The organism is Mycobacterium sp. MYCO198283 (assembly GCF_021213805.1).
Classification (GTDB): Bacteria; Actinomycetota; Actinomycetes; order Mycobacteriales; family Mycobacteriaceae; genus Mycobacterium.
The window spans coordinates 144384-164783 of record NZ_JAJQJI010000004.1 but is presented as its reverse complement, the minus strand read 5'-3'; the positions used below and the strand labels follow the sequence as shown (position 1 = coordinate 164783).

Annotated in this window: 19 protein-coding genes, 1 tRNA gene and 3 pseudogenes; 7 read left to right on the top strand and 16 right to left on the bottom strand. The window is 70.6% G+C overall.

Annotation, left to right across the window (positions count from 1 at the left end; all coding sequences use genetic code 11):
• Positions 1-33 precede the first annotated feature (33 nt).
• Together LV457_RS09730 and LV457_RS09725 are read left to right on the top strand one after the other, a co-directional pair.
• Positions 34-513, top strand: coding sequence for a MarR family winged helix-turn-helix transcriptional regulator (locus LV457_RS09730; protein ID WP_374198791.1), 480 nt, complete (start codon positions 34-36; stop codon positions 511-513).
• Between the two features lie 25 nt (positions 514-538).
• A complete protein-coding gene (locus tag LV457_RS09725; RefSeq protein ID WP_232170587.1) occupies positions 539-1744 on the top strand; it encodes an MFS transporter in 1206 nt (401 codons plus the stop codon).
• Positions 1745-1750: 6 nt separating this feature from the next.
• Here LV457_RS09725 and LV457_RS09720 read toward each other — a convergent pair whose 3' ends face one another.
• The gene (locus LV457_RS09720) at positions 1751-2488 is read right to left on the bottom strand and encodes a VIT1/CCC1 transporter family protein (protein WP_232170586.1); all 738 of its coding nucleotides are present in this window, start codon (positions 2486-2488) and stop codon (positions 1751-1753) included.
• A 99-nt stretch (positions 2489-2587) separates the two neighbouring features.
• On the opposite strand from LV457_RS09720, the gene LV457_RS09715 reads away from it, so the two are divergent.
• The gene (locus LV457_RS09715) at positions 2588-4552 is read left to right on the top strand and encodes an acyl-CoA dehydrogenase (RefSeq protein WP_232170585.1); all 1965 of its coding nucleotides are present in this window, start codon (positions 2588-2590) and stop codon (positions 4550-4552) included.
• Here LV457_RS09715 and LV457_RS09710 read toward each other — a convergent pair.
• Both LV457_RS09710 and LV457_RS09705 read right to left on the bottom strand, forming a co-directional pair.
• Entirely contained in the window at positions 4529-5011 is a 483-nt protein-coding gene (locus LV457_RS09710; protein ID WP_232170584.1) for an LppP/LprE family lipoprotein, read from the bottom strand. The two genes, LV457_RS09715 and LV457_RS09710, sit on opposite strands and share 24 nt — an antisense overlap.
• Before the next feature lie 50 nt (positions 5012-5061).
• Positions 5062-5134: transfer RNA gene (locus LV457_RS09705), tRNA-Asn, on the bottom strand.
• A gap of 137 nt (positions 5135-5271) precedes the next feature.
• On the opposite strand from LV457_RS09705, the gene LV457_RS09700 reads away from it, so the two are divergent.
• Positions 5272-5523 carry a hypothetical protein gene (locus tag LV457_RS09700; protein ID WP_232170583.1) on the top strand — a complete coding sequence of 84 codons (252 nt, stop codon included), beginning with the start codon at positions 5272-5274 and terminating at the stop codon, positions 5521-5523.
• A gap of 1 nt (position 5524) precedes the next feature.
• Here LV457_RS09700 and dnaG read toward each other — a convergent pair whose 3' ends face one another.
• On the bottom strand, positions 5525-7426 hold the full coding sequence (gene dnaG / locus LV457_RS09695) for a DNA primase (protein WP_232170582.1): 1902 nt from the start codon (positions 7424-7426) through the stop codon (positions 5525-5527).
• 39 nt (positions 7427-7465) lie between these two features.
• Positions 7466-8707, bottom strand: a complete 1242-nt coding sequence (locus tag LV457_RS09690; protein ID WP_232170581.1) for a deoxyguanosinetriphosphate triphosphohydrolase — start codon at positions 8705-8707, stop codon at positions 7466-7468.
• A 62-nt stretch (positions 8708-8769) separates the two neighbouring features.
• On the opposite strand from LV457_RS09690, the gene LV457_RS09685 reads away from it, so the two are divergent.
• A complete protein-coding gene (locus tag LV457_RS09685; RefSeq protein ID WP_232170580.1) occupies positions 8770-10803 on the top strand; it encodes a TPM domain-containing protein in 2034 nt (677 codons plus the stop codon).
• Between the two features lie 2 nt (positions 10804-10805).
• Here the strand turns inward: LV457_RS09685 and LV457_RS09680 are convergent, their stop codons facing one another.
• Complete coding sequence (locus tag LV457_RS09680) at positions 10806-12254, bottom strand: glycine--tRNA ligase (protein ID WP_232170579.1); 1449 nt, start codon at positions 12252-12254, stop codon at positions 10806-10808.
• 16 nt (positions 12255-12270) lie between these two features.
• On the opposite strand from LV457_RS09680, the gene LV457_RS09675 reads away from it, so the two are divergent.
• Positions 12271-12630, top strand: a complete 360-nt coding sequence (locus tag LV457_RS09675) for a helix-turn-helix transcriptional regulator (RefSeq protein WP_232170578.1) — start codon at positions 12271-12273, stop codon at positions 12628-12630.
• Positions 12627-13025 carry a Fur family transcriptional regulator gene (locus LV457_RS09670; protein ID WP_232170577.1) on the top strand — a complete coding sequence of 133 codons (399 nt, stop codon included), beginning with the start codon at positions 12627-12629 and terminating at the stop codon, positions 13023-13025. The genes LV457_RS09675 and LV457_RS09670 overlap by 4 nt, the downstream gene beginning before the upstream one ends.
• Here the strand turns inward: LV457_RS09670 and LV457_RS09665 are convergent.
• The 10 genes and pseudogenes from LV457_RS09665 to LV457_RS09620 all read right to left on the bottom strand — a co-directional run.
• Positions 13022-13417, bottom strand: a complete 396-nt coding sequence (locus LV457_RS09665; RefSeq protein ID WP_232170576.1) for a hypothetical protein — start codon at positions 13415-13417, stop codon at positions 13022-13024. The genes LV457_RS09670 and LV457_RS09665 overlap by 4 nt on opposite strands.
• 19 nt (positions 13418-13436) lie before the next feature.
• Positions 13437-14366, bottom strand: coding sequence for a decaprenyl diphosphate synthase (locus LV457_RS09660; RefSeq protein ID WP_239030556.1), 930 nt, complete (start codon positions 14364-14366; stop codon positions 13437-13439).
• Positions 14314-15147: a DNA repair protein RecO gene (recO, locus tag LV457_RS09655; protein WP_232170575.1), complete on the bottom strand. Its 834-nt coding sequence runs from the start codon at positions 15145-15147 to the stop codon at positions 14314-14316. Before recO ends, LV457_RS09660 begins: the two co-directional genes overlap by 53 nt.
• 48 nt (positions 15148-15195) lie before the next feature.
• Positions 15196-16098 carry a GTPase Era gene (gene era / locus LV457_RS09650; RefSeq protein WP_232170574.1) on the bottom strand — a complete coding sequence of 301 codons (903 nt, stop codon included), beginning with the start codon at positions 16096-16098 and terminating at the stop codon, positions 15196-15198.
• Positions 16095-16415, bottom strand: a complete 321-nt coding sequence (locus LV457_RS09645) for a cytidine deaminase (protein ID WP_232170573.1) — start codon at positions 16413-16415, stop codon at positions 16095-16097. The genes era and LV457_RS09645 overlap by 4 nt, the downstream gene beginning before the upstream one ends.
• On the bottom strand, positions 16408-17715 hold the full coding sequence (locus LV457_RS09640; RefSeq protein WP_232170572.1) for a hemolysin family protein: 1308 nt from the start codon (positions 17713-17715) through the stop codon (positions 16408-16410). Before LV457_RS09640 ends, LV457_RS09645 begins: the two co-directional genes overlap by 8 nt.
• Complete coding sequence (gene ybeY / locus LV457_RS09635; protein WP_232170571.1) at positions 17712-18248, bottom strand: rRNA maturation RNase YbeY; 537 nt, start codon at positions 18246-18248, stop codon at positions 17712-17714. The genes LV457_RS09640 and ybeY overlap by 4 nt, the downstream gene beginning before the upstream one ends.
• Positions 18245-18580 (bottom strand): annotated as a pseudogene (locus tag LV457_RS09630) (PhoH family protein); the annotation flags it as partial. The pseudogene LV457_RS09630 and the gene ybeY, both read right to left, overlap by 4 nt.
• A 279-nt stretch (positions 18581-18859) precedes the next feature.
• Positions 18860-19195, bottom strand: a pseudogene (locus LV457_RS09625) (LAGLIDADG family homing endonuclease); the annotation flags it as partial.
• A gap of 462 nt (positions 19196-19657) precedes the next feature.
• A pseudogene (locus tag LV457_RS09620) lies at positions 19658-20362 on the bottom strand (PhoH family protein); the annotation flags it as partial.
• Positions 20363-20400 lie beyond the last annotated feature (38 nt).

The window sequence follows — 20400 nt, the reverse complement described above, 5'->3', positions numbered from 1 at the left end:
GTGGTTTGAATCTACATAGTGAAGCTATGTAACATGACGGGCATGACCGCGTCGTCCACCGAGCCGCCCGAAGGTTCCCCCTCGTGGGGACTCGGTGCGGACCTCCTCGGCGTCGTCGCGCGTCTCAACCGGCTCGCCACCCAGCGCACCCGGCTTCCGCTGCCGTGGGCGCAGGCCCGGCTGCTGTCCACCATCGAGGAGCAGGGCGCGGCCCGCATCACGGATTTGGCGGCACTCGACCACTGCTCGCAACCGACCATGACCACGCAGGTCCGGCGGCTCGAGGACGCCAAGCTGGTCACCCGCGCCGCCGATCCCGACGATGCCCGCGCCACCCGCATCCGCATCACCGAGCTGGGCAGCCGCACCCTGGCGCAGGCTCGCGCCGACCGCACCGCCGCGATCGACCCCTATCTGCAGCGACTCACCGCCTCGGAGCGGGCGACGCTGGCCGAGGCCGTCGACATCCTGCGCCGACTGGTCGCCGATGCGACCGCCGACCGCACCGACTGAACTGAAAGTGAGGAGCTGCCGCAGCATGTGGCGTCAACCCAAAGCCGTCTGGGCCGTTGCCTTCGCGTCCGTCGTCGCGTTCATGGGGATCGGCCTCGTCGATCCGATCCTCAAGCCGATCGCCGAGACGCTCGACGCGACGCCGTCCCAGGTGTCGCTGCTGTTCACCAGCTACATGGCCGTGATGGGCGTGGCGATGCTCGTCACCGGCGTGGTGTCCAGCCGCATCGGCCCCAAGCGGACGCTGCTGCTCGGATTGGCGATCATCATCGCCGGGGCCGGGCTGGCGGGCATGTCCGACACCGTGCTACAGATCGTGGGCTGGCGGGCGCTGTGGGGGCTGGGCAACGCGCTGTTCATCGCGACCGCGCTGGCCACCATCGTCAGCTCGGCGCGCGGCTCGGTGGCGCAGGCGATCATCCTCTACGAGGCGGCGCTCGGCCTCGGCATCGCGGTGGGCCCGCTGGTCGGCGGCGTGCTGGGCGCCATCTCCTGGCGTGGTCCGTTCTTCGGCGTCTCGGTGCTGATGGTTCTCGCGCTGCTCGTCACCGCGTTCCTGCTGCCGGCCACCCCACCGGCCACGCGGGCGACCACCCTCGCCGATCCGTTCCGCGCCCTGCGCCACCGTGGGCTGCTCGGCGTCGCCGTGACCGCGCTGCTGTACAACTTCGGGTTCTTCACCCTGCTGGCGTTCACGCCGTTCCCGCTGGACATGGGCGCCTCCGGCATCGGCTTCGTGTTCTTCGGCTGGGGCGTGGCGCTGGCGTTCACGTCGGTCGTCGCGGCGCCGCGCCTGCAGCACCGGTTCGGCACGGTGCGGGTGCTGATCCTCAACCTGCTGGCGATGACCGCGACGTTGGTGGCCATGGCACTGGGCACCGACCACAAGGCGGTGCTGGCGAGCTGTGTCGTGATCGCCGGCCTGTTCATCGGCATCAACAACACCCTGATCACCGAGACGGTCATGAAAGTCGCGCCCGTCGAGCGGGCCGTGGCCTCCGCCGCCTACAGCTTCGTCCGCTTCGCCGGTGCCGCCCTGGCGCCCTGGCTCGCCACCACGCTCGGCGAGCGGGTCAGCATCCACCTGCCGTACTGGGTGGGCGCGGCGGCGGTGCTGGCCGGCGCGGCGGTGCTCGTCGCGTCGCGGCGCCACCTGGCCGGCGTCGACGACGAGGAGCCGGTGGAGCCGCTCGACACCGCCGAAGCGGTCACCGTCGGCAACGAGAGCTGACCCGGTTCACGACAGGAACGCGTCGACCTGTAGCCCCACCAGATGGGTCGCCGTGATGGCGATCGCACCGAACGCCAACTGCCGCACCGCTCCCCGCCACACCGGCCGGCGGGTGAAGCGCGCCGCCAGCCCGCCCGCGACCACCAGCCCGATCGCCCCGCAGGCAAGGCCCGCCGCCAGCGAGGTGTAGCCGAGCAGGTAGGGCAGCAGCGGGATCACCGCACCGACGGCGAAGGTGACGAACGACGAGACGGCGGCCACCCGCGGCGACGGCTTCTCCTGCGGGTCGACGCCCAACTCCTGGCTGAGATGGAAGTTCAGCGCCCGGGTCTCGTCGCGGTGGATTTCGTCGGTGGCGCGCTGCGCGGTCTCGGTGGACATGCCCATGCCCGTCAGCATGCCGATGAGCTCGGCGCGCTCGGCCGCGGGATGCTGGCGGAACGCTTGCCGCTCCACCCGCACCTCGGAGTCGATCTGCTCGTTGGCGGTGGTCACCGACGTGTACTCGCCGAGCGCCATCGAGAACGCCCCCGCGAGCAGGCCCGCGATGCCGCCGAGCAGCACCGTCCGGGGGTTGCCGGCGGCGGCCACGCCGGCGACGAGCGCAGTGTTGCTCACCAAGCCGTCCATCGCCCCGAACGTGGCCGCCCGCAACCAGCCTCCGCTGACGTCGGCGTGGGTGTGGTCGAACTGGTGCGGCAACGCGGGGTCCGGCTGCTGCGGTGCGGGCGGTGACGGGGTCATCCCGCCATTCAACGCCTACCGGTTTGTGCTGGTGAGCCCTGTCATCGGAGCGTTATCGGAGTCACGTATGGATCGACCCGAAACGGGTTACCGTTCAGTATGACCACCACCGCCGACCACCTCCGCAACGCACTCGACGGCCGCTGGCGCGACGTGAAGAACGCAATGCGGGAGAAGCTGAACGACGACGTCTTCAAGCCGCATTACACCCCCAACACCGTCATCGCCCGCACCAAGGTCAACGAGCAGTTGAGGATCATGGCCGCGGCCGGGGCGGCCGAGGACGGCTTCGCCAAGGAGCACGGCGGCAACGGCAACGTGGGCGCCGCCATCACCCAGATCGAGATGGTCGCGATGAGCGATCTGTCGCTGATGGTCAAGGCGGGCGTCCAATGGGGACTGTTCGGCGGCGCGGTGGAGAACCTCGGCACCGAGCGCCATCACGAGCGGTACGTGCGCAAGATCATCGATTGCGAGCTGCTCGGCTGTTTCGCGATGACCGAGACCGGCCACGGGAGCGACGTGCAGTCGCTGGAGACCACCGCGACCTACGATCCGGAGACCCAGGAGTTCGTCGTCAACTCCCCCACGCCCACCGCGCGCAAGGATTACATCGGCGGCGCGGCCGAGACCGCCCGCATGGCAGCGGTTTTCGCGCAACTGATCACCCACGAGAACGGTGAGCCCGTCAACCACGGGGTGCACTGCGTGCTGGTGCCCATCCGCGACGAGGACGGCAACGACCTGCCCGGCGTCACCACGTCGGACTGTGACTACAAGGGCGGCCTGCCCGGCGTCGACAACGGCCGCATCGTCTTCGACAACGTGCGGGTGCCACGGGAGAACCTGCTCAACCGCTACGGCGACGTCGCCGAGGACGGCACTTACTCGTCGCCGATCGAGAACCCGAACCGGCGGTTCTTCACCATGTTGGGCACGCTGATCCGGGGCCGGGTGACGGTCGGGGGGAGCGGTGCGGCCGCCGCCCGGGTCGCGTTGGACATCGCCACGCGATATGCGCTGCAGCGCAAGCAGTTCAAGGCGCCGGACAGCGACGACGAGGTCGTCATCATGGACTACCTGGTGCACCAGCGGCGGCTGCTGCCGCTGATCGCGAGGTCCTACGCCCTGCAGTTCGCCCAGAACGAGCTGGTGTCGAAATGCCACGAGCTGCAGTCGGCCGACGACGCCGACGCCGAGGAGCAGCGCGAGCTGGAGGCCCGCGCGGCCGGGCTCAAGGCGGCCAACACCTGGCATGCCAGCCACGCCATCCAGGAGGCCCGCGAAGCCTGCGGTGGCGCCGGCTATCTCGCCGAGAACCGGCTGATCGGGCTGCGCGGCGACATCGACGTCTTCACCACCTTCGAGGGCGACAACCACGTGCTGACCCAGCTGGTGGCCAAGGAGCTCCTCACCGCCTACGCCGACGACATCAAGAGCATGAGCCCGGTCGAGTGGGTGCGGTTCGCGGCGAACTTCGCCGGCGAGCGCGTGCTCCAGCGCACCGCCGCGCAGACCATCATCCAGACCATCCTCGACACCCGGCAGGACAACGAGGAGGAGGGCAGCCTCTTCAACCGCGGCACCCAGGTGCAGATGTTCGAAGACCGTGAGCGGTACCTGATCTCGACGGTCGCCCGTCGGCTGCAGAGCAAGTCGCGGGAGATGAGTGCGTTCGACGCGTTCAACGCGGTGCAGGACCACGTGCTGCATGCGGCGCAGGCCCACGTCGAGCGGATCATCCTGGAGGCCTTCGTCGCCGGTATCGACTCCTGCGAGGACGACGAGGCCCGCGAAATCCTGGGCATGGTGTGCGACCTGTATGCGCTCAGCGTCATCGAGGCGGACAAGGCCTGGTACATGGAGCACCGGTTCCTGTCCACCGAGCGGGCCAAGGCGGTCACCCGCGGCATCAACGACCGGTGCCGCCGGTTGCGCCCCCACGCCAAGACGCTGGTCGACGCGTTCGGGGTGCCCGAGAAGCTGCGCTACGTGGCGATGCTCGATCCGGACGAGCTACGGACCATCGAGCAGGATCACCTAGGGGCCGGGAATCGGGCCTGAGGGCGTCACCTTGCCGTCGTCGCCGAGCGTGAAGTCGACCGTGCCGATCCCGGTGGGCCGCTCGGGTGCGTCGGTCGGGGTCTGCCACTGGTACTGCACGGTGACGGTGTCCTCGCCGGTGCCGACCACCGTGAGGTAGGGCCGCGGCTCCGGGGTGGCGGCCCCTGCCGGTCGCTGGCGGTCGAAGAACAGCAACTGCTGCGGCGCGGCCGGGGCGTCACCGGCCGAGACCTGCACCCAGTGCAGCCGGCAGTTGTTGGTGTGGCCGCGCGCCACCTCGCGCCAGTTCGGGCCGAGGTCGTCGATCGCCATCTGGACCGTGCCACCGGCGGGGCTGTCCTCGGCGCTGCAGGTGATGTTGGGCGGCGGCGGGGCGGACGGCGGGCTCCACCCGCAGCCCGCCGACAGCAGCAGGGCGGTGCTGAGCAGGAGCGTGGCCGAGATCCGCGGGGACGCCATGCCCGAAGCCTAACCGCGGCGGCGCGCCCGGAGACTGCGATGGTTTGCCGCTCCCCCGGCTGGACTCGAACCAGCAACCGTCCGATTAACAGTCGGATGCTCTGCCAATTGAGCTACAGGGGACCGTCGCGGCCACGATCGGTTGCGCCGTGGGCCGAGGACCGACTCTAGCGCACGAGGCGGGCGCGACGCCAAAGCGGCCGACCGACCGTTCGTCAGGCAGGATGGACGGCAGGTTCGTCGCGCGGAGGGATTTTCAATTGTTCGGTTATGTCGCCGTCCTGGCAGTCGGTTACGTGTTGGGGTCGAAAGCCGGCCGTCGCCGCTACGACCAGATCGCCGGCACGTATCGGGCCGTCACCAGCAGCCCGGTCGCCAAGTCGGTGATCGACGCCGGCCGCCGCAAGGTCGCCGACCGGGTGTCGCCGGACCCGGCGCTCGTCGAGCTGACCGACGTCGTCGACGGCACCACCGTGCTGACCCCCGAGCGCAACGGCAGCGCCCGCCGGTAGGTCAGGCCGTCAGGTCGTGACCGTCGCCGGTGGCCTGCTCGAGCAGGCTGCGCCGGTAGGCCTCCATCGCCACCAGGTCGCCGAACAGGGCGTGGTATTCGTCGCCCTGCTCGATGGGCGACATCCGCTGCAGCTTGGACTTGACCTCGGCGATCTGCCGGCCGACCCACACCTCCTGCAGCCGCGCGAGCACGCCGGAGATGTAGCGCGGTAGCCGCTCGTCGTCGTCGACGCGGATGGCCTCCACGCCCAGCTCGTTGATCAGCGTCGCGGCCGCCGGTGACGGCGCCTGGCCCCGCACGGCCTCGATCCACTCGGCGCCCGACACCCCGGCGGCGGTGCCCCCGGCAGCGGCGATCGCCGCGCGCACGGCGCCGTACCCCGGATGGGTGAAACTCTGCACCGGCAGCGCGTCGAACACCGGCCCGGCGAGCGTCGGATACTGCAGCGCCGATTTGAGCGCCTCGCGCTGCGGCCACAGCGTGGGGTCCGTCGGGTCGGGTCGCGGCGTCGGCGCGGCAGCGGCCGGGCGGCGGCGCTGCGGCCGGCCCGGCGCGGGCGCACCGGCCTGCTCCCGGACCCGGCCGATCACCTGCGCGACGTCGTCCCAGCCCACCCAGCCGGCCAACTGCCGGGCGTACTCGTCGCGCAGTGTCGAGTCCTTGATGCGCGCCACCATCGGCACGCAGCGACGCAGGGCGGCGACCCGGCCCTCGGCGGTCTCCAAGTCCATCTCGGCCAGGGCGGTGCGGATCGCGAACTCGAACAGCGGGGTCCGGCGCGCCACCAGGTCCCGCAGCGCGCCGTCGCCGAAGTGAAGCCGGATGTCGCACGGGTCCATCCCAGCCAAGTTGTCGTCCGAGGCGACGGCGACGTAGGACTGGCCGGCGAGCTGCTGATCCCCCTCGAGCGCCTTCACCGCGGCGGCCCGGCCCGCGGCGTCGCCGTCGAAGACGTAGATCAGCTCGCCGCGGAAGAAGCTGTCGTCCATCATGAGCCGGCGCAGCATCGCGAGGTGCTCCTCGCCGAACGCCGTGCCGCACGCGGCGACGGCCGTCGTGACACCCGCGAGGTGCATCGCCATCACGTCGGTGTAGCCCTCGACGACCACCGCCTGGTGTCCCTTGGCGATGTCACGCTTGGCCAGGTCGAGGCCGAACAACACCGACGACTTCTTGTACAGCACCGTCTCGGGGGTGTTGACGTACTTGGCGGTGATGTGGTCGTCGTCGAAGATGCGCCGGGCGCCGAAGCCGATCACCTCGCCGCTGCTGGCGCGGATGGGCCACAGCAGCCGCCGCTGGAACCGGTCGATCGGACCGCGCCGGCCCTCCCGGGAGAGCCCCGCCGCTTCCAGCTCCGGGAACTCGAAGCCCTTGCGCAGCAGGTGTTTGGTCAGGACGTCCCAGCCGCCCGGCGCGTAGCCGCAGCCGAAGCGCTGGGCGGCGGCGGCGTCGAAGTTCCGGTCGATCAGGTACTGGCGCGCCGGGGCAGCCTCCTCGGACTGCAGCGCCGCGGCGTAGAACTCCTGCGCCGCGGCGTTAGCGGCGACCAGCCGGCTGCGCCCGCCGCGGTCGCGCTGCACGGCGGCACCGCCGCCGGAGTAGGTGATGGTGTAGCCGATCCGGTCCGCCAGCATCTCGACGGCCTCGACGAACCCCGTGTGCTCGATCTTCTGCACGAAGGCATACACGTCGCCGCCCTCGCCGCAGCCGAAGCAGTGGAAGTGGCCGTGGTTGGGCCGCACGTGGAACGACGGGGACTTCTCGTCGTGGAACGGGCAGAGCCCCTTGAGCGAATCGGCGCCGGCGCGTCGCAGCTGCACGTAATCGCCGACGACGTCCTCGATGCGGACACGTTCACGGATGGCCGCGATGTCGCGATCTGCTATGCGGGCGGCCACCGGGCCAGTTTAGGCGGCAGCGGCTGTCCGCCACGCCGGCTATGGGCCTTCGATGCGTTCCAGCCGGGTCTCCGTCAGCGACGCGATCTGGTCGATCACCACCCGCAGCCGAGCGCCGTCGTCGGGCGCGTCGTTGAACGCCGGCACGAACAGCGGGTCGAGCGTGGCGGGTGCGCCGGCGAGCAACCACTGCGCGATGCGCTGCACCCGTTCGCGCTGTTCGGACTGGAGCTGTAGGTGTCTCGGGTCGCTCATGATGTATTGCAGCGCCAAGATCTTGAGCACCGCCACCTCCGCGCGCACGGCGTTGGGCACCGCCAGGTCGGTGTCGAACCGGCGCAGGGGCGCGGTCCCCGACGCCTCGCGCGTGGCGGCGATGGCGGCCGACGCGAACCGTCCCACCAGCTCGCTCGTCAGTCGCTTGAGGGCGACCGAGGCGCTCAGCGTGGCGTCGTACTTGCCGACGGCGGCGACCACCGGCAGCCCCGAGAGCCGCGACGCCGCCTCCCGTAGGTCGTCGGCCGGCACGCCGCCGAACGCGCTCTCGCCGAGGCGCGCGAGCTCGTCGGCGGCATCGGAGTCGGCGAGCACCCGCAGGTCGATGCGGCCCGACACGACGCCGTCCTCCACGTCGTGCACCGAGTAGGCGACGTCGTCGGCCCAGTCCATCACCTGCGCCTCCAGGCACGGCCGCTCGCCGGCGCTGCCGCGCACCCAGTCGGCGATCTCGCGGTCGTCGTCGTAGAAGCCGAACTTCGGCCGGCCCGACTCCCGGCGCCATGGGTACTTGGTGACGGCGTTCAGTGCCGCGCGGGTGAGGTTGAGGCCCGCGCTGCGCCCCTCGGCGTCGAGCACCTTCGGTTCGAGCCGGGTCAGGATGCGGAAGTTCTGCGCGTTGCCCTCGAAACCGCCGCAGTGCGACGCGATTTCGTCGAGCGCGCGTTCGCCGTTGTGACCGTAGGGCGGATGGCCGATGTCGTGCGCCAGGCCGGCGAGGTCGACGAGGTCCGGATCGCAGCCCAGCCCGACGGCCATCCCGCGGCCGATCTGCGCCACCTCCAGCGAGTGCGTGAGGCGGGTGCGGGGCGTGTCGCTCTCGCGGGGCCCGACGACCTGCGTCTTGTCGGCGAGCCGGCGGAACGCCGCGCTGTGCAGCACCCGCGCCCGGTCCCGCGCGAAGTCGGTGCGGTGTTCGGTGTCGGCGCCGGGCAAAGCGGCGACCTTCGGCGATTCGCGCACCACACGCTCGCGGTCGGCGTCGTCGTATCGGTTCGTGGCCACCGCTGCACAGTCTGCCAGCTGTGGCGGCGGCCGCCCCGCAGCGGAGCACTACATTGTCGGTCATGCGCACCGCCCGTGGAGTGTCCGTGCTGCTCGCGCTGCTCAGCGCACTGATCGCACTGGCACCGGTGGTGGCGGCCGAGCCCCCGATGCGGGTACCCGAGCCGGTCACCGATCCGGCCGGTGCGCTCACGCCCGCGGACCGCGACCGGGTGCAGCAGGCGGTCGACGGCCTCTACGACACTCGCCGGGTGCGGCTGTGGGTGGTGTACGTCGACGACTTCGACGACCGCAACGCCGACTCCTGGGGCGACCGCACCCTGTCGTTGTCCAACTTCGGCGACCGTGACGCACTACTCGCGGTCGCCGTGGCGCAGGGGGAATTCGTGTTCCGGGTGCCCCGATCGGTGGCCTCCGATTCCCGGATCGACGACATCCTCGTCGACGGCGTCGAGCCGCGGCTGCGGACCCGGGACTGGGCGGGCGCCGCGGTGGCCGCCGCCACCGGACTCCAGACCGACTCCGAGAGTTCGGGTTCCGGCGTGCCGTGGCCGGCGGTGCTCGTCATCCTCGCGGTCCTCGCGGTGTTCGTCGTCTTGCTCACCGTGGTGGCGAGGCGCCGGCGGCGCGCGCGCCGAAAGGCGGAGGTGGCCGCGGCCCAGCGCGTCGATGCCACCGATCCCGCTGCGCTGGCGCCGTTTTCGACCGACGCGCTCGACGACCTGTCCAAGGCGATCGTCGTCGACGTCGACAACGCCGTGCGCACCAGCGAGGAGGAGCTGGCGCTGGCCGAGGGCGAATTCGGCGCCAGCGAGACCGAGCCGTTCCGGGCCGCGGTCTCGGCCGCGCGCACCGCGCTGGCGCAGGCGTTCTCGGCGCGGCAGCTGCTCGACGACGAGGCCCCGGAGTCACCGCAGCAGCGCCGGGACATGCTGCTACAGGTGATCGTCGCGGCGGCGCGGGCCGACCGCGAACTCGACCGGCAAAGTGACGCCTTCGAGGCGCTGCGCAACCTGCTGATCGACGCGCCGAGCCGGCTCGACGCGCTGACGCAGCAGGTCGTCGCCCTCACGGCCCGGCTGGCGCCCGCGGAGTCGACGCTGGCCGACCTGCGAGGGCAATTCAGCGAGTCGGCGCTGGCATCGGTGGCGGACAACGTCGACGAGGCGCGGCAACGGCTGGCGTTCGCCGATCAGCAGATCAGCACCGCCCGCGGTCTGGTCGCCCGGCCCGCCGGTGACCAGACCGGATTGATCGACGCGCTTCGCGCCGCGGAATCGGCTCTGGCACAGGCAGACACGCTGCTCGACGCGGTCGACACCGCGGCGCGTGACATCAACCGCGCCGTGACCGGTCTCGCCGCCGCCATCGCCGACCTGCAGGCCGGCATCGATGCGGCGAGCGAACAGTTGCGCCAACCGCAGACCCCGCACGCCGAGACGCTGGCGCGGGCCCGCGACCAGGCCGCGGCGGCCGTCGAGCACGCCCGCACGCGCGGTCAGGACGATCCACTCGGCGCGTTCCACCGGCTCAGCGCTGCGGACGCCGAGCTCGACCGGCTGCTCGCGGAGGCGGCGCAGCAGCGCGAGGCCACCGAGCGACTGACCCGGACGTTCGAGCAGGCCCTGTTCGCCGCGCAGGCGCGCACCAAGGCGGTGGCCGACTACATCGACACCCGGCGCGGCACCATCGGCCCCGAGGCCCGCACCCGGCTAGCCGAAGCCGTCCGGCAGCTCGAGGCCGCGACGGCCAAACGCGACAGCAACATCGCGGAGGCCCTCGCGCACGCCAACGGTGCGGCCACCCTCGCGGCTCAAGCGCAGACGCTGGCCAACGATGACGTCCGCGCGGCGCAGCAGAGCTTCACCGGCGGCGACTACGGCGGCGGATCCGGCGGCGGCTCAGGCGATCTCGGGGCGATGCTGGGTGGCATCGTCATCGGCAGCGTGCTACGTGGCGGGTTCAGCGGCGGCAGCGGCTGGGGCGGCAGCTTCGGCGGCGGCCGCGGGCTCGGCCGCTCGACGTCGTTCGGCGGCGCGTCGCGCTCCTCCGGACGCAGCTACGGCGGCCACGGTGGCCGCAGCGGCCGGTTCTGACCTCAGGCGCCCTTGAGCCGCACCGCGAGGTAGTCCGCGACCGCGTCGATCGCGATGCGCTCCTGCGTCATCTCGTCGCGCGTGCGGACCGTGACGGCGTGGTCCTCCAGCGAGTCGAAGTCGACGGTGATGCAGAAGGGCGTGCCGATCTCGTCCTGCCGGCGGTAGCGCCGCCCGATCGCCCCGGCGTCGTCGAACTCCACGTTCCAGTTGCCGCGCAGCTCGGCGGCCAGGTCGCGCGCCTTCGGCGACAGGTCGGCGTGCCGGGACAGCGGCAGCACCGCGGCCTTCACCGGCGCCAGCCGCGGATCGAGCCGCAGCACCGTCCGCTTGTCCACCCCGCCCTTGGCGTTGGGCGCCTCGTCCTCGGTGTAGGCGTCGACCAAGAACGCCATGAACGACCGGGTGAGACCGGCAGCCGGTTCGATGACGTACGGGGTGTAGCGGGTGTCGGTCGCCTGGTCGTAGAACGACAGCTCGGTGCCGGAATGCTTGCTGTGCGTGGACAGGTCGAAGTCGGTGCGGTTGGCGATGCCCTCAAGCTCGCCCCACGCGCTGCCGGCGAAACCGAACTTGTACTCGATGTCGACGGTGCGGTCGGAGTAGTGCGAGAGCTTCTCCGCGGGGTGCTCGTAGAGCCGCAGGTTGTCGCGGTCGATGCCGAGGTCGACGTACCACTGCAGCCGGGTGTCGATCCAGTACTGGTGCCACTGCGGGGCGGTCGACGGCTCGACGAAGAATTCCATCTCCATCTGCTCGAACTCGCGGGTGCGGAAGATGAAGTTCCCCGGGGTGATCTCGTTGCGGAAACTCTTGCCGATCTGGCCGATGCCGAACGGCGGCTTCTTCCGGGCGGTGGTGACCACGTTGGCGAAATTCACGAAGATGCCCTGGGCGGTCTCCGGACGCAGGTAGTGCAGCCCCTCCTCGGTCTCGATGGGTCCGAGGTAGGTCTTGAGCATCATGTTGAAGTCGCGCGGCTCGGTCCACCGGCCCTTGGTGCCGCAGTCGGGGCAGGCGATCTCGCTCATCGGCACGGAGTCCGGATCGATGATGTTGCCCTTCTTCGCCTCCTTTTCGCTGTAGGCCTCCTGCAGATGGTCCTGCCGGTGTCGCTTGTGGCAGTTCAGGCATTCGACCAGCGGATCGTTGAACACCTCGACATGACCCGAGGCCACCCACACCTCGCGCGGCAGGATGATTGCGGAGTCGAGGCCGACGACGTCGTCGCGGCCGGTGACCACCGACCGCCACCACTGCCGCTTGATGTTCTCTTTCAGCTCGACGCCCAGCGGGCCATAGTCCCACGCCGACTTCGTGCCCCCGTAGATCTCGCCCGATTGATAGACCAGACCACGGCGTTTCGCCAGGTTCGCAACGGTGTCGATGATCGAGGAAGACGGAGCCACGGAGGGACAGCCTAGCCGCCTTTGACATGCGTCATCGTGCATGCGATGGTGGCAGGAGATGAAAACCGTTTTCACCATCGGCACCGGGGCAGAGCACCACGGCGACGCCGCGCTGCCGCCGCGCGACGTGCTCGACGACGCCGGTGAGATCCTGCGGGCCCTCGCCGCGCCGGTGCGCATCGCCATCGTGCTGCAGCTGCGCGATGCGAGCCGCTGCGTGCACGAGCTCGTCGACGCGCTCGGCGTGCCCCAACCGCTGGTCAGCCAACATCTGCGGATCCTCAAGCAGGCCGGTGTGGTGGCCGGCGAACGCTCCGGCCGGGAGGTGACCTACCGGCTCGTCGACTCCCACCTGCTGCACATCGTCGAGGCCGCGGTCAGCCATGCCGCCGAGGACTCCGCAACGGGCGACCGATGACCACCGGAGTGCGGGCGACGCGGCAGCGCGCCGCCATCACGGCGCTGCTGGAGACCGTCGAAGGGTTCCGGTCGGCCCAGGAGCTGCACGACGAGCTGCGTCGCCGCGGCGACGAGATCGGGCTGACCACCGTCTATCGCACGCTGCAGGCGATGTCGGCCGCCGGTCACGTCGACACGCTGCGCACCGACAGCGGCGAGGCGATGTACCGCCGGTGCAGCTCGGCGCAGCACCACCACCACCTGGTGTGCCGCGCCTGCGGATCCACCGTCGAAGTCCAGGGCCGGGCGGTCGAATCCTGGGCGGAGTCGGTGGCCCACGCGCACGGCTACTCCGAGGTCACCCACACCATCGAGATCTTCGGCACCTGCGGGGACTGCGCCGCGACGCGCTAGGGACTCTTGGCGGGCATGAGCTCGCGACGGATGTCCGCGCCGATCCCCAGCACCATCAGGATCAGCGTCCGCAACGCATCGTCGGACAGTCCGCTGCCGGGAAAGTTGTACCGCAACAACACATCCGCCTGCGACTTCTTCTCCAGCAGGATCACGCTGCCCAGCATGCTGTCGCGGGCGTAGCCGGCGATCTTGGCGCGCACCGCTTTCGTGAGCGCCATGTCCCACGCCAGCACCGTCGACAGCGACACCAACTCCAGGTCGTCGGCGATCGGCACCACCCGCAGCGACACCGGCGCGCCCTCGTGGCGCACGGTGATGGCGCCGTCGGCCTCCTCGGTGACCGGCAGCACCTCACCGAGCACCGCGAGCAGCCGCTCCTGCAGCGTCATGCTCGACCGCTCAGGCACATCATTCGGCTCGACCGAATCTGCGGTTCCGGTTGACGTACTCCTCGCACGCCGCCCACAGGTCGCGCCGGTCGTAGTCCGGCCACAGCTTGTCCTGGAACACGTACTCGGCGTACGCGGCCTGCCACAACAGGAAGTTGCTGGCGCGCTGCTCACCGGAGGTGCGGATGAACAGGTCGACGTCCGGGATGTCGGCTCGGTGCAGGTGCTTGGCGAACATCGCCTCGGTGATCCGCTTCGGGTTCACCTTTCCGTCGGCCGCCTGCTGCGCGAGTTCGCGGGCGGCCTCGACGATTTCGGTACGCCCGCCGTAGTTCACGCAGTAGTTGATGGTGATGACGTCGTTGCCGACGGTCATCTGCTCGGCGATGTCGAACTCCTTGATGACGCTGCGCCACATCCGCGGCCGGGAACCGACCCAGCGCATCCGGACGCCCATGTCGTTGAGGTTCTCGCGCCGGCGCCGCACCACCTCGCGGTTGAAACCCATCAGGAAGCGCACCTCTTCGGTGCTGCGCTTCCAGTTCTCGGTGGAGAACGCGTACACCGAGAGGTGCTTGATGCCGAGTTCGATTGCCCCGCAGGTGACGTCGATGAGCACCGCCTCACCCATCTTGTGGCCCTCGGTGCGGCTCAGCCCGCGTTGGGTGGCCCACCGGCCGTTGCCGTCCATCACCACGGCGACGTGTTGGGGCACCTGGTCGGCGGGTATCTGCGGCGCGGCGGCCTTCGACGTGTGCTGCGGCGGCCGCGCGAACCGGCCGTTGGTGTGCCGCGGCAGCTCCGGGAAGACGACGGGCCAACGCGACGTGTCGGGGAACGTCGGGTAGTCGTCGGCCGGCGGCGGCAACTGCGGGTATGGCGCCTTCCGGTTGCGGTCAGCCACCCGCGACCAGTTGTTCACCCGGTTCCCCTCCGGCGTCGAAGCCATGGCCCACATCCTGCCCGACCAGCCTGATGCGCTGTTCGCCGACCGTGCGATCGGGCCGCTCGACCAGCGGCAGCGTGCGTAGCTGGCGCTCCAGATGCCACTGCAGGTGGGCGGCCACCAGCCCGCTGGCGGTGCTGCGGTACTGCGCGGGCGCGGACTCGGCGGCCGCCCAGTCGCCGTCGCGCAGGGCGGTCATCAGGTCGAGCACCGCGTGCGGCGGTGTCGTCGACCCCGACGGCCGACAGTGCATGCAGACGCTGCCGCCGGCCGCGACGGAAAAGGCGCGGTGGGGACCGGGCGTGGCGCAGCGGGCGCACTCGGTCAGCGACGGCGCCCACCCCGCGATGCCCATCGCACGCAGCAGGTAGGCGTCGAGCACCAGCTCACGCGGCCGCGTGGCGTCGGCCACCGCGCGCAGCGCCCCGATGGTCAGCTGGTGCAGCGCCGGCGCGGGCGCCCGTTCCTCCCCGGCCAGCCGCTCGGCGGTCTCCAGGATGGCGCAGGCGCTGGTGTAGCGGCCGTAGTCGCTGACGATGTCCGCGGCGAACGCGTCGATGGCAGCCACCTGGGTGACGATGTCGAGGTTGCGGCCCGGGTGCAGTTGCACGTCGATGTGGGCGAACGGCTCCAGCCGGGCGCCGAACTTGCTGCGGGTGCGCCGCGCCCCCTTCGCGACCGCCCGCACCAGACCGTGGTTACGGGTGAGCAGGGTGACGATCCGGTCGGCCTCGCCGAGCTTGTGCTGCCGCAGCACCACCGCCCGATCCCGGTACAACCGCATTGAGCCAGTCTCCCACCACGCGCTGCGAACGCCGCGTCGACACTCGCCCTAAAAGCCCAGCCGGCCCAGTTGTTTGGGGTCCCGCTGCCAGTTCTTGGCCACCTTGACGCGCAGGTCCAGGTAGACCTTGGTGCCGAGCAGGGTCTCGATCTGCTGCCGGGCCGCCGTGCCCACCTCGCGCAGCCGCGCGCCGCCCTTTCCGATCACGATGCCCTTCTGGCTGTCGCGCTCGACGTAGATGATGGCGTGGACGTCTATCAGATCGTCCCGGTCCGCACGTTCCTCGACCTCGTCGATGACCACCGCCAGCGAATGCGGCAGCTCGTCGCGCACCCCTTCGAGCGCGGCCTCGCGGATGAGCTCGGCCATCAGCGTTTCCTCGGGTTCGTCGGTGAGTTCGCCGTCCGGGTAGAACGCCGGCCCCTCCGGCAGCTTCGCCGCCAGCAGGTCGGTCAGCACGTCGACCTGCTCACCGGTGGTCGCCGAGACCGGCACGATGTCCGCGGCCCGCTCGCCGGCGAACTCGGCGACGGCCAGCAACTGCTGGGCCACCCGGTCCTTGCCGACCTTGTCGATCTTCGTGACGACGACGACGAGCGGGGTGCGGGGTGCGGCGGCGGCCAGCTGGTCGAGGATCCACCGGTCCCCCGGCCCGATCTTCTCGTCGGCGGGGATGCACAGCCCGACGACGTCGACCTCGGAGTAGGTGGCGCGCACCAGGTCGTTGAGCCGCTGACCGAGCAGCGTGCGCGGCCGGTGCAGACCCGGGGTGTCGACGAGCACGATCTGGAAGTCGTCGCGGTGGACGATGCCGCGGATGGTGTGCCGCGTGGTCTGCGGGCGGTTGCTCGTGATGGCCACCTTCGCGCCGACGAGCGCGTTGGTCAGGGTGGACTTGCCGGTGTTGGGTCGGCCGACGAAACAGACGAAGCCGGAACGGAATCCGCTCACACCAGGTTCCCGCGGCGGTCGGTGACGATGACGGCGGCGTGCGGGGCCAGCTCGCGCACCGCGGCGACGCCCTCGTCGGCGGCGTCACCGCCGACCAGCACGGCCGCCTCCAGCGCCGTCGCCCCGCTCGACACCGCCGCCGCGACCGCCGCCTGCAGCGCAGTGAGCCGCAGCGCCGTGAGCGTCACCGGAGCGGCGGCGTAGGTCCGGCCGTCGCCGTCGCGGACGGCGGCGCCGCTGCCGGCCTCCGCACGGGCCATCGCGCTGCGCGCCAGCGTCACCAGCTTGGCATCCTCGGCGTCGAGCGGGTCACTCATCGTCGGCGGTTTCCTTCTTCTCGTCCTCGGGCTCCTCGATGCGGCTCACCAACACGGTGCCGATGCGTGTGCGCCCGCGCCGGTCGCGGCCGCCCTCGGCGACGAGCCGCAGGCCGTGCGTGGTGACCTCGGCGCCCGGCAGCGGCACGCGGCCCAGCTCGAACGCGACCAGGCCGCCGACGGTGTCGACGTCGAGGTCGTCGTCGAACTCCAGGCCGTACAGCTCGCCGAGATCCTCGATCGGCAGCCGGGCCGACACCCGGTAGCGGCCGTCCTCGAGTTCCTCGATCGGCGCGACCTCGTCGGTGTCGTATTCGTCGGCGATCTCCCCGACGATCTCCTCCAGCACGTCCTCGATGGTCACCAGCCCGGCGATGGCGCCGTACTCGTCGACCAGCAGCGCCATGTGCTTGCGGTCGCGCTGCATCTCGCGGAGCAGCTCGTCGAGCGGTTTGGAGTCCGGCACGAACACCGGCGGGCGCATGACCTCGCTGACCTTCGTGTCGCGGCCGCCGTTGGTCGAGTAGTACGTCTGCTGCACCAGGTCTTTGAGGTAGACGACGCCCAGGATGTCGTCGACGTTCTCCCCGACGACCGGGATCCGGGAATGGCCGCTGCGCACCGCCAACGACGTCGCCTGACCTGCCGACTTGTCGCTCTCGATCCACACCATCTCGGTGCGGGGCACCATCACCTCGCGGGCCGGGGTGTCGCCGAGCTCGAACACCGACTGGATCATGCGGCGCTCGTCGTCGGCGACCACCCCGCGCTGCTGCGCGAGGTCCACCACCTCGCGCAGTTCGATCTCGGAGGCGAACGGGCCGTTGCGGAAGCCGCGACCGGGGGTGACGGCGTTGCCGAGCAGGATCAGCAGCCGGCTGATGGGCGTCAGCAGCACCGAGATCGCCTGCAGCGGAACGGCCGCCGCCAACGCGATGGTGTAGGCGTTCTGCCGGCCGATGGTGCGCGGACCGACGCCGATGACGACGAAGCTCACCACCACCATGACGGCGGCCGAGACGAACAGCCCCCACCGCACGCCCAGGTCGTCGTAGAGGTAGGCGACCAGCAGCACCGTCGCGGTGATCTCGCAGGTGATGCGGAGCAGCACGACGAGGTTGACGTAGCGGGGACGCTCGGCCATCACGCGGGCCAGCCGGGTGGCGCCGGGACGCTCGTCGCGGACCATGTCCTCGACGCGGGCCACCGACACGGTGCCGATGGCGGCGTCGATGGCGGCGAAGATCCCGCCGAGGATCACCAGCGCGACGGCGCCGACGAGCGGTTCGATGCCGTTCACGAATCGCCGAAGTAGCGGGTGTCGTCGAGCAGCCGGCGATCGCGTTCACTCTGGCGGTCGGAGTGGTAGGCGTCGACCTGGTCGGCCACCCACTCCTCCAGCAATCGGCGCTGCAGGCCGAACATCTCCTTTTCCTCCTCGGGTTCGGCGTGGTCGTACCCCAGGAGGTGCAATACGCCGTGCACCGTCAGCAGCGCGAGCTCCAGGCCCAGGGAGTGCCCCGCGGCGGCGGCCTGGGTGGCGGCGAACTCCGGGCACAGCACGATGTCGCCGAGCATCGACGGGCCGGGCTCCGGCGCGTCGGGCCGCCCGCCGGGCTCGAGCTCGTCCATCGGGAAGCTCATGACGTCGGTGGGGCCGGGCAGGTCCATCCAGCGCATGTGCAGGTCGGCCATCGCGGCCGAATCGAGCAGCACCATTGACAGCTCGGCGGCCGGGTGGACGTCCATCTTGTCGAGGACGAACCGGGCGACGCTGATCAGCTCTTCCTCGGAGACGTCCATTCCTGATTCGTTCGAGACCTCGATGCTCACCGGCGCGATCGACTCCCGGCCGCCCGACGTTGCGCCCGGTTCGCCGCCGTCGGATCCTCGGCCCGCGCATACGCGTCGACGATCTCCGCCACCAGCCGGTGCCGGACCACGTCGGCGCTGGTCAATTCGGCGATGTGGATGTCGTCGATGCCGTCGAGGATGTCGACCGCGGCGCGCAGGCCGGAGCGGGCGCCGCCGGGCAGGTCGATCTGTGTGGTGTCACCGGTCACGACGACCTTCGAGCCGAATCCCAGCCGGGTGAGGAACATCTTCATCTGCTCGGCGGTGGTGTTCTGCGCCTCGTCGAGGATGATGAAGGCGTCGTTGAGGGTGTTGTGCGTCAGCAGGAAATCCTCGGTGACGTACAGCGAGTCCTCGGCGGCAACCCGGATGCAGACGGCTTCGTGCGTGCCGGCCGGCTCGATGTCCTCCACGTACCGCTTCGGCGTACCGCCGCCGGTGGCGTCGTACGTCGCCGCTTTGCGCGTCAACCGGAACGGGACGACGCCGGCAGGAAGCCGGATGTCGAGCACGTGGGCGTCGTACCGGCGGGGCACCTCGCGCCCCGTGGCTCGACCCGGTGTCCTGCCCGCCGCGGCGCGGGTTCGCTGGTGAACCACGCCGCCGAGAGACTGGACGAGGAAGCGTACGTCGTCGCGCAGTCGATCGGACACGGTGGTGAACTGAATCCGGCAGGTCCGGCCGGTTTGGGTGACCGGGCCGCCGTCGGAGTCGAGCAGTCCCTGCAGAACGGCCAGCCGGACGTCAGCCGAGTTCTGCAGATAGATCTGCGGCACGAATTTCGTGTGCGACCGCGTGCCGGCGAGGCCGAGCTGCCGAAGTGCACCCGTCACCGGGTTCTCGATCGCTCGACTTTCACCAGGCCGCGTCGTGTGGTTGAGGACGTAGTCGATGTCGGACTCCCGCCGCACGGTGATGCCAGGCATCGCTGATCGCAGCGCGTCGGCCAGCTCCGGGTCGGTGGTGCTGTCGCTCGGCGTGGTCGAACACGTGAGGCAGCCGCCGCCCAGCAGCACGCCCAGCGCGTACGGATCGATGGGCACCGACTGCGCGGCAAACCGCACGGGCGCATCGAGCAGCGGCAGCTCGTAGCGGTGGTGGTGCGCCGCCCGCAGATTGCCGATCATCTCCTTCGTCTGCAGGACGCGGGGGCCTTTGCCGCGGCGCCGGTCGTCGCGGGTGAACACCGACCACAAGTGATCGCCCGACGCCAGAGTCGACGCGCCGTCCTGGGTGTGGAGGCGGTAGATCTCCTTGAACCCCTGCGGGTAGACGCCCAGCACCTCGGTCGGTTCGCCGTTGGAGCCGATTACGGCATCGCCGACACAGATGTCGCCGATGGGCCGGAATCCGGCGGGTGTCAGCACCTTGGTGGTGAGCGGCTGCGCGCGGCCACGCATGTATGCCAGCGGCGCGACCTCGATGACGCCCGACGCCATCAGCTTCGGGATGAGTTCGGGATCCATCATGTCGTGCAGCGCGTCGTAGAGCGGCCGCAGATACGGGTCGATCTTCTCGCTGAGCGTGCCGGGCAGGAAGCCGAGCCGCTCGCCGGCCTCGACCGCCGGCCGGGTGAGGATGATGCGGGTGACCTGCTTGGCCTGCAGCGCGCTGACCGCTTTCGCCATCGCAAGATAGGTCTTGCCCGTGCCGGCCGGGCCGATGCCGAACACGATGGTGTGGCGATCGATGGCGTCGACGTAGCGCTTCTGGTTCAGCGTCTTCGGCCGGATGGTCTTGCCGCGCCGCGACAGGATGTCGAGGCTGAGGACCTCGGCGGGCGACTCGGAGCCGCTGTCGTGGAGCATCGCCACGCTGCGGCGCACCACGTCGGGGGTGACGATCTGACCGCCGCCGAGAATGGCCACCAGCTCGGTGATCGCCCGCTCGGCGAGCGCCACGTCGGCGGGCAGACCGGTGAGCGTGATGCTGTTGCCGCGGGCGTGCAGGTCAGCCGTGAGCGCGCGCTCCAGGGCGCGCATGTTCTCGTCGGCGGACCCCAGCAGGCCCACGATCAGGTCGGGCGGAACATCGATGCTGCTCGTCACGGTGGTGGCGGCGGCGCCGGCAGCGGCGGTCTCGCGGGGCGTCACGTGGCTACGAAGCCTGCTTTCGTTCGGGGGCTGGTCCT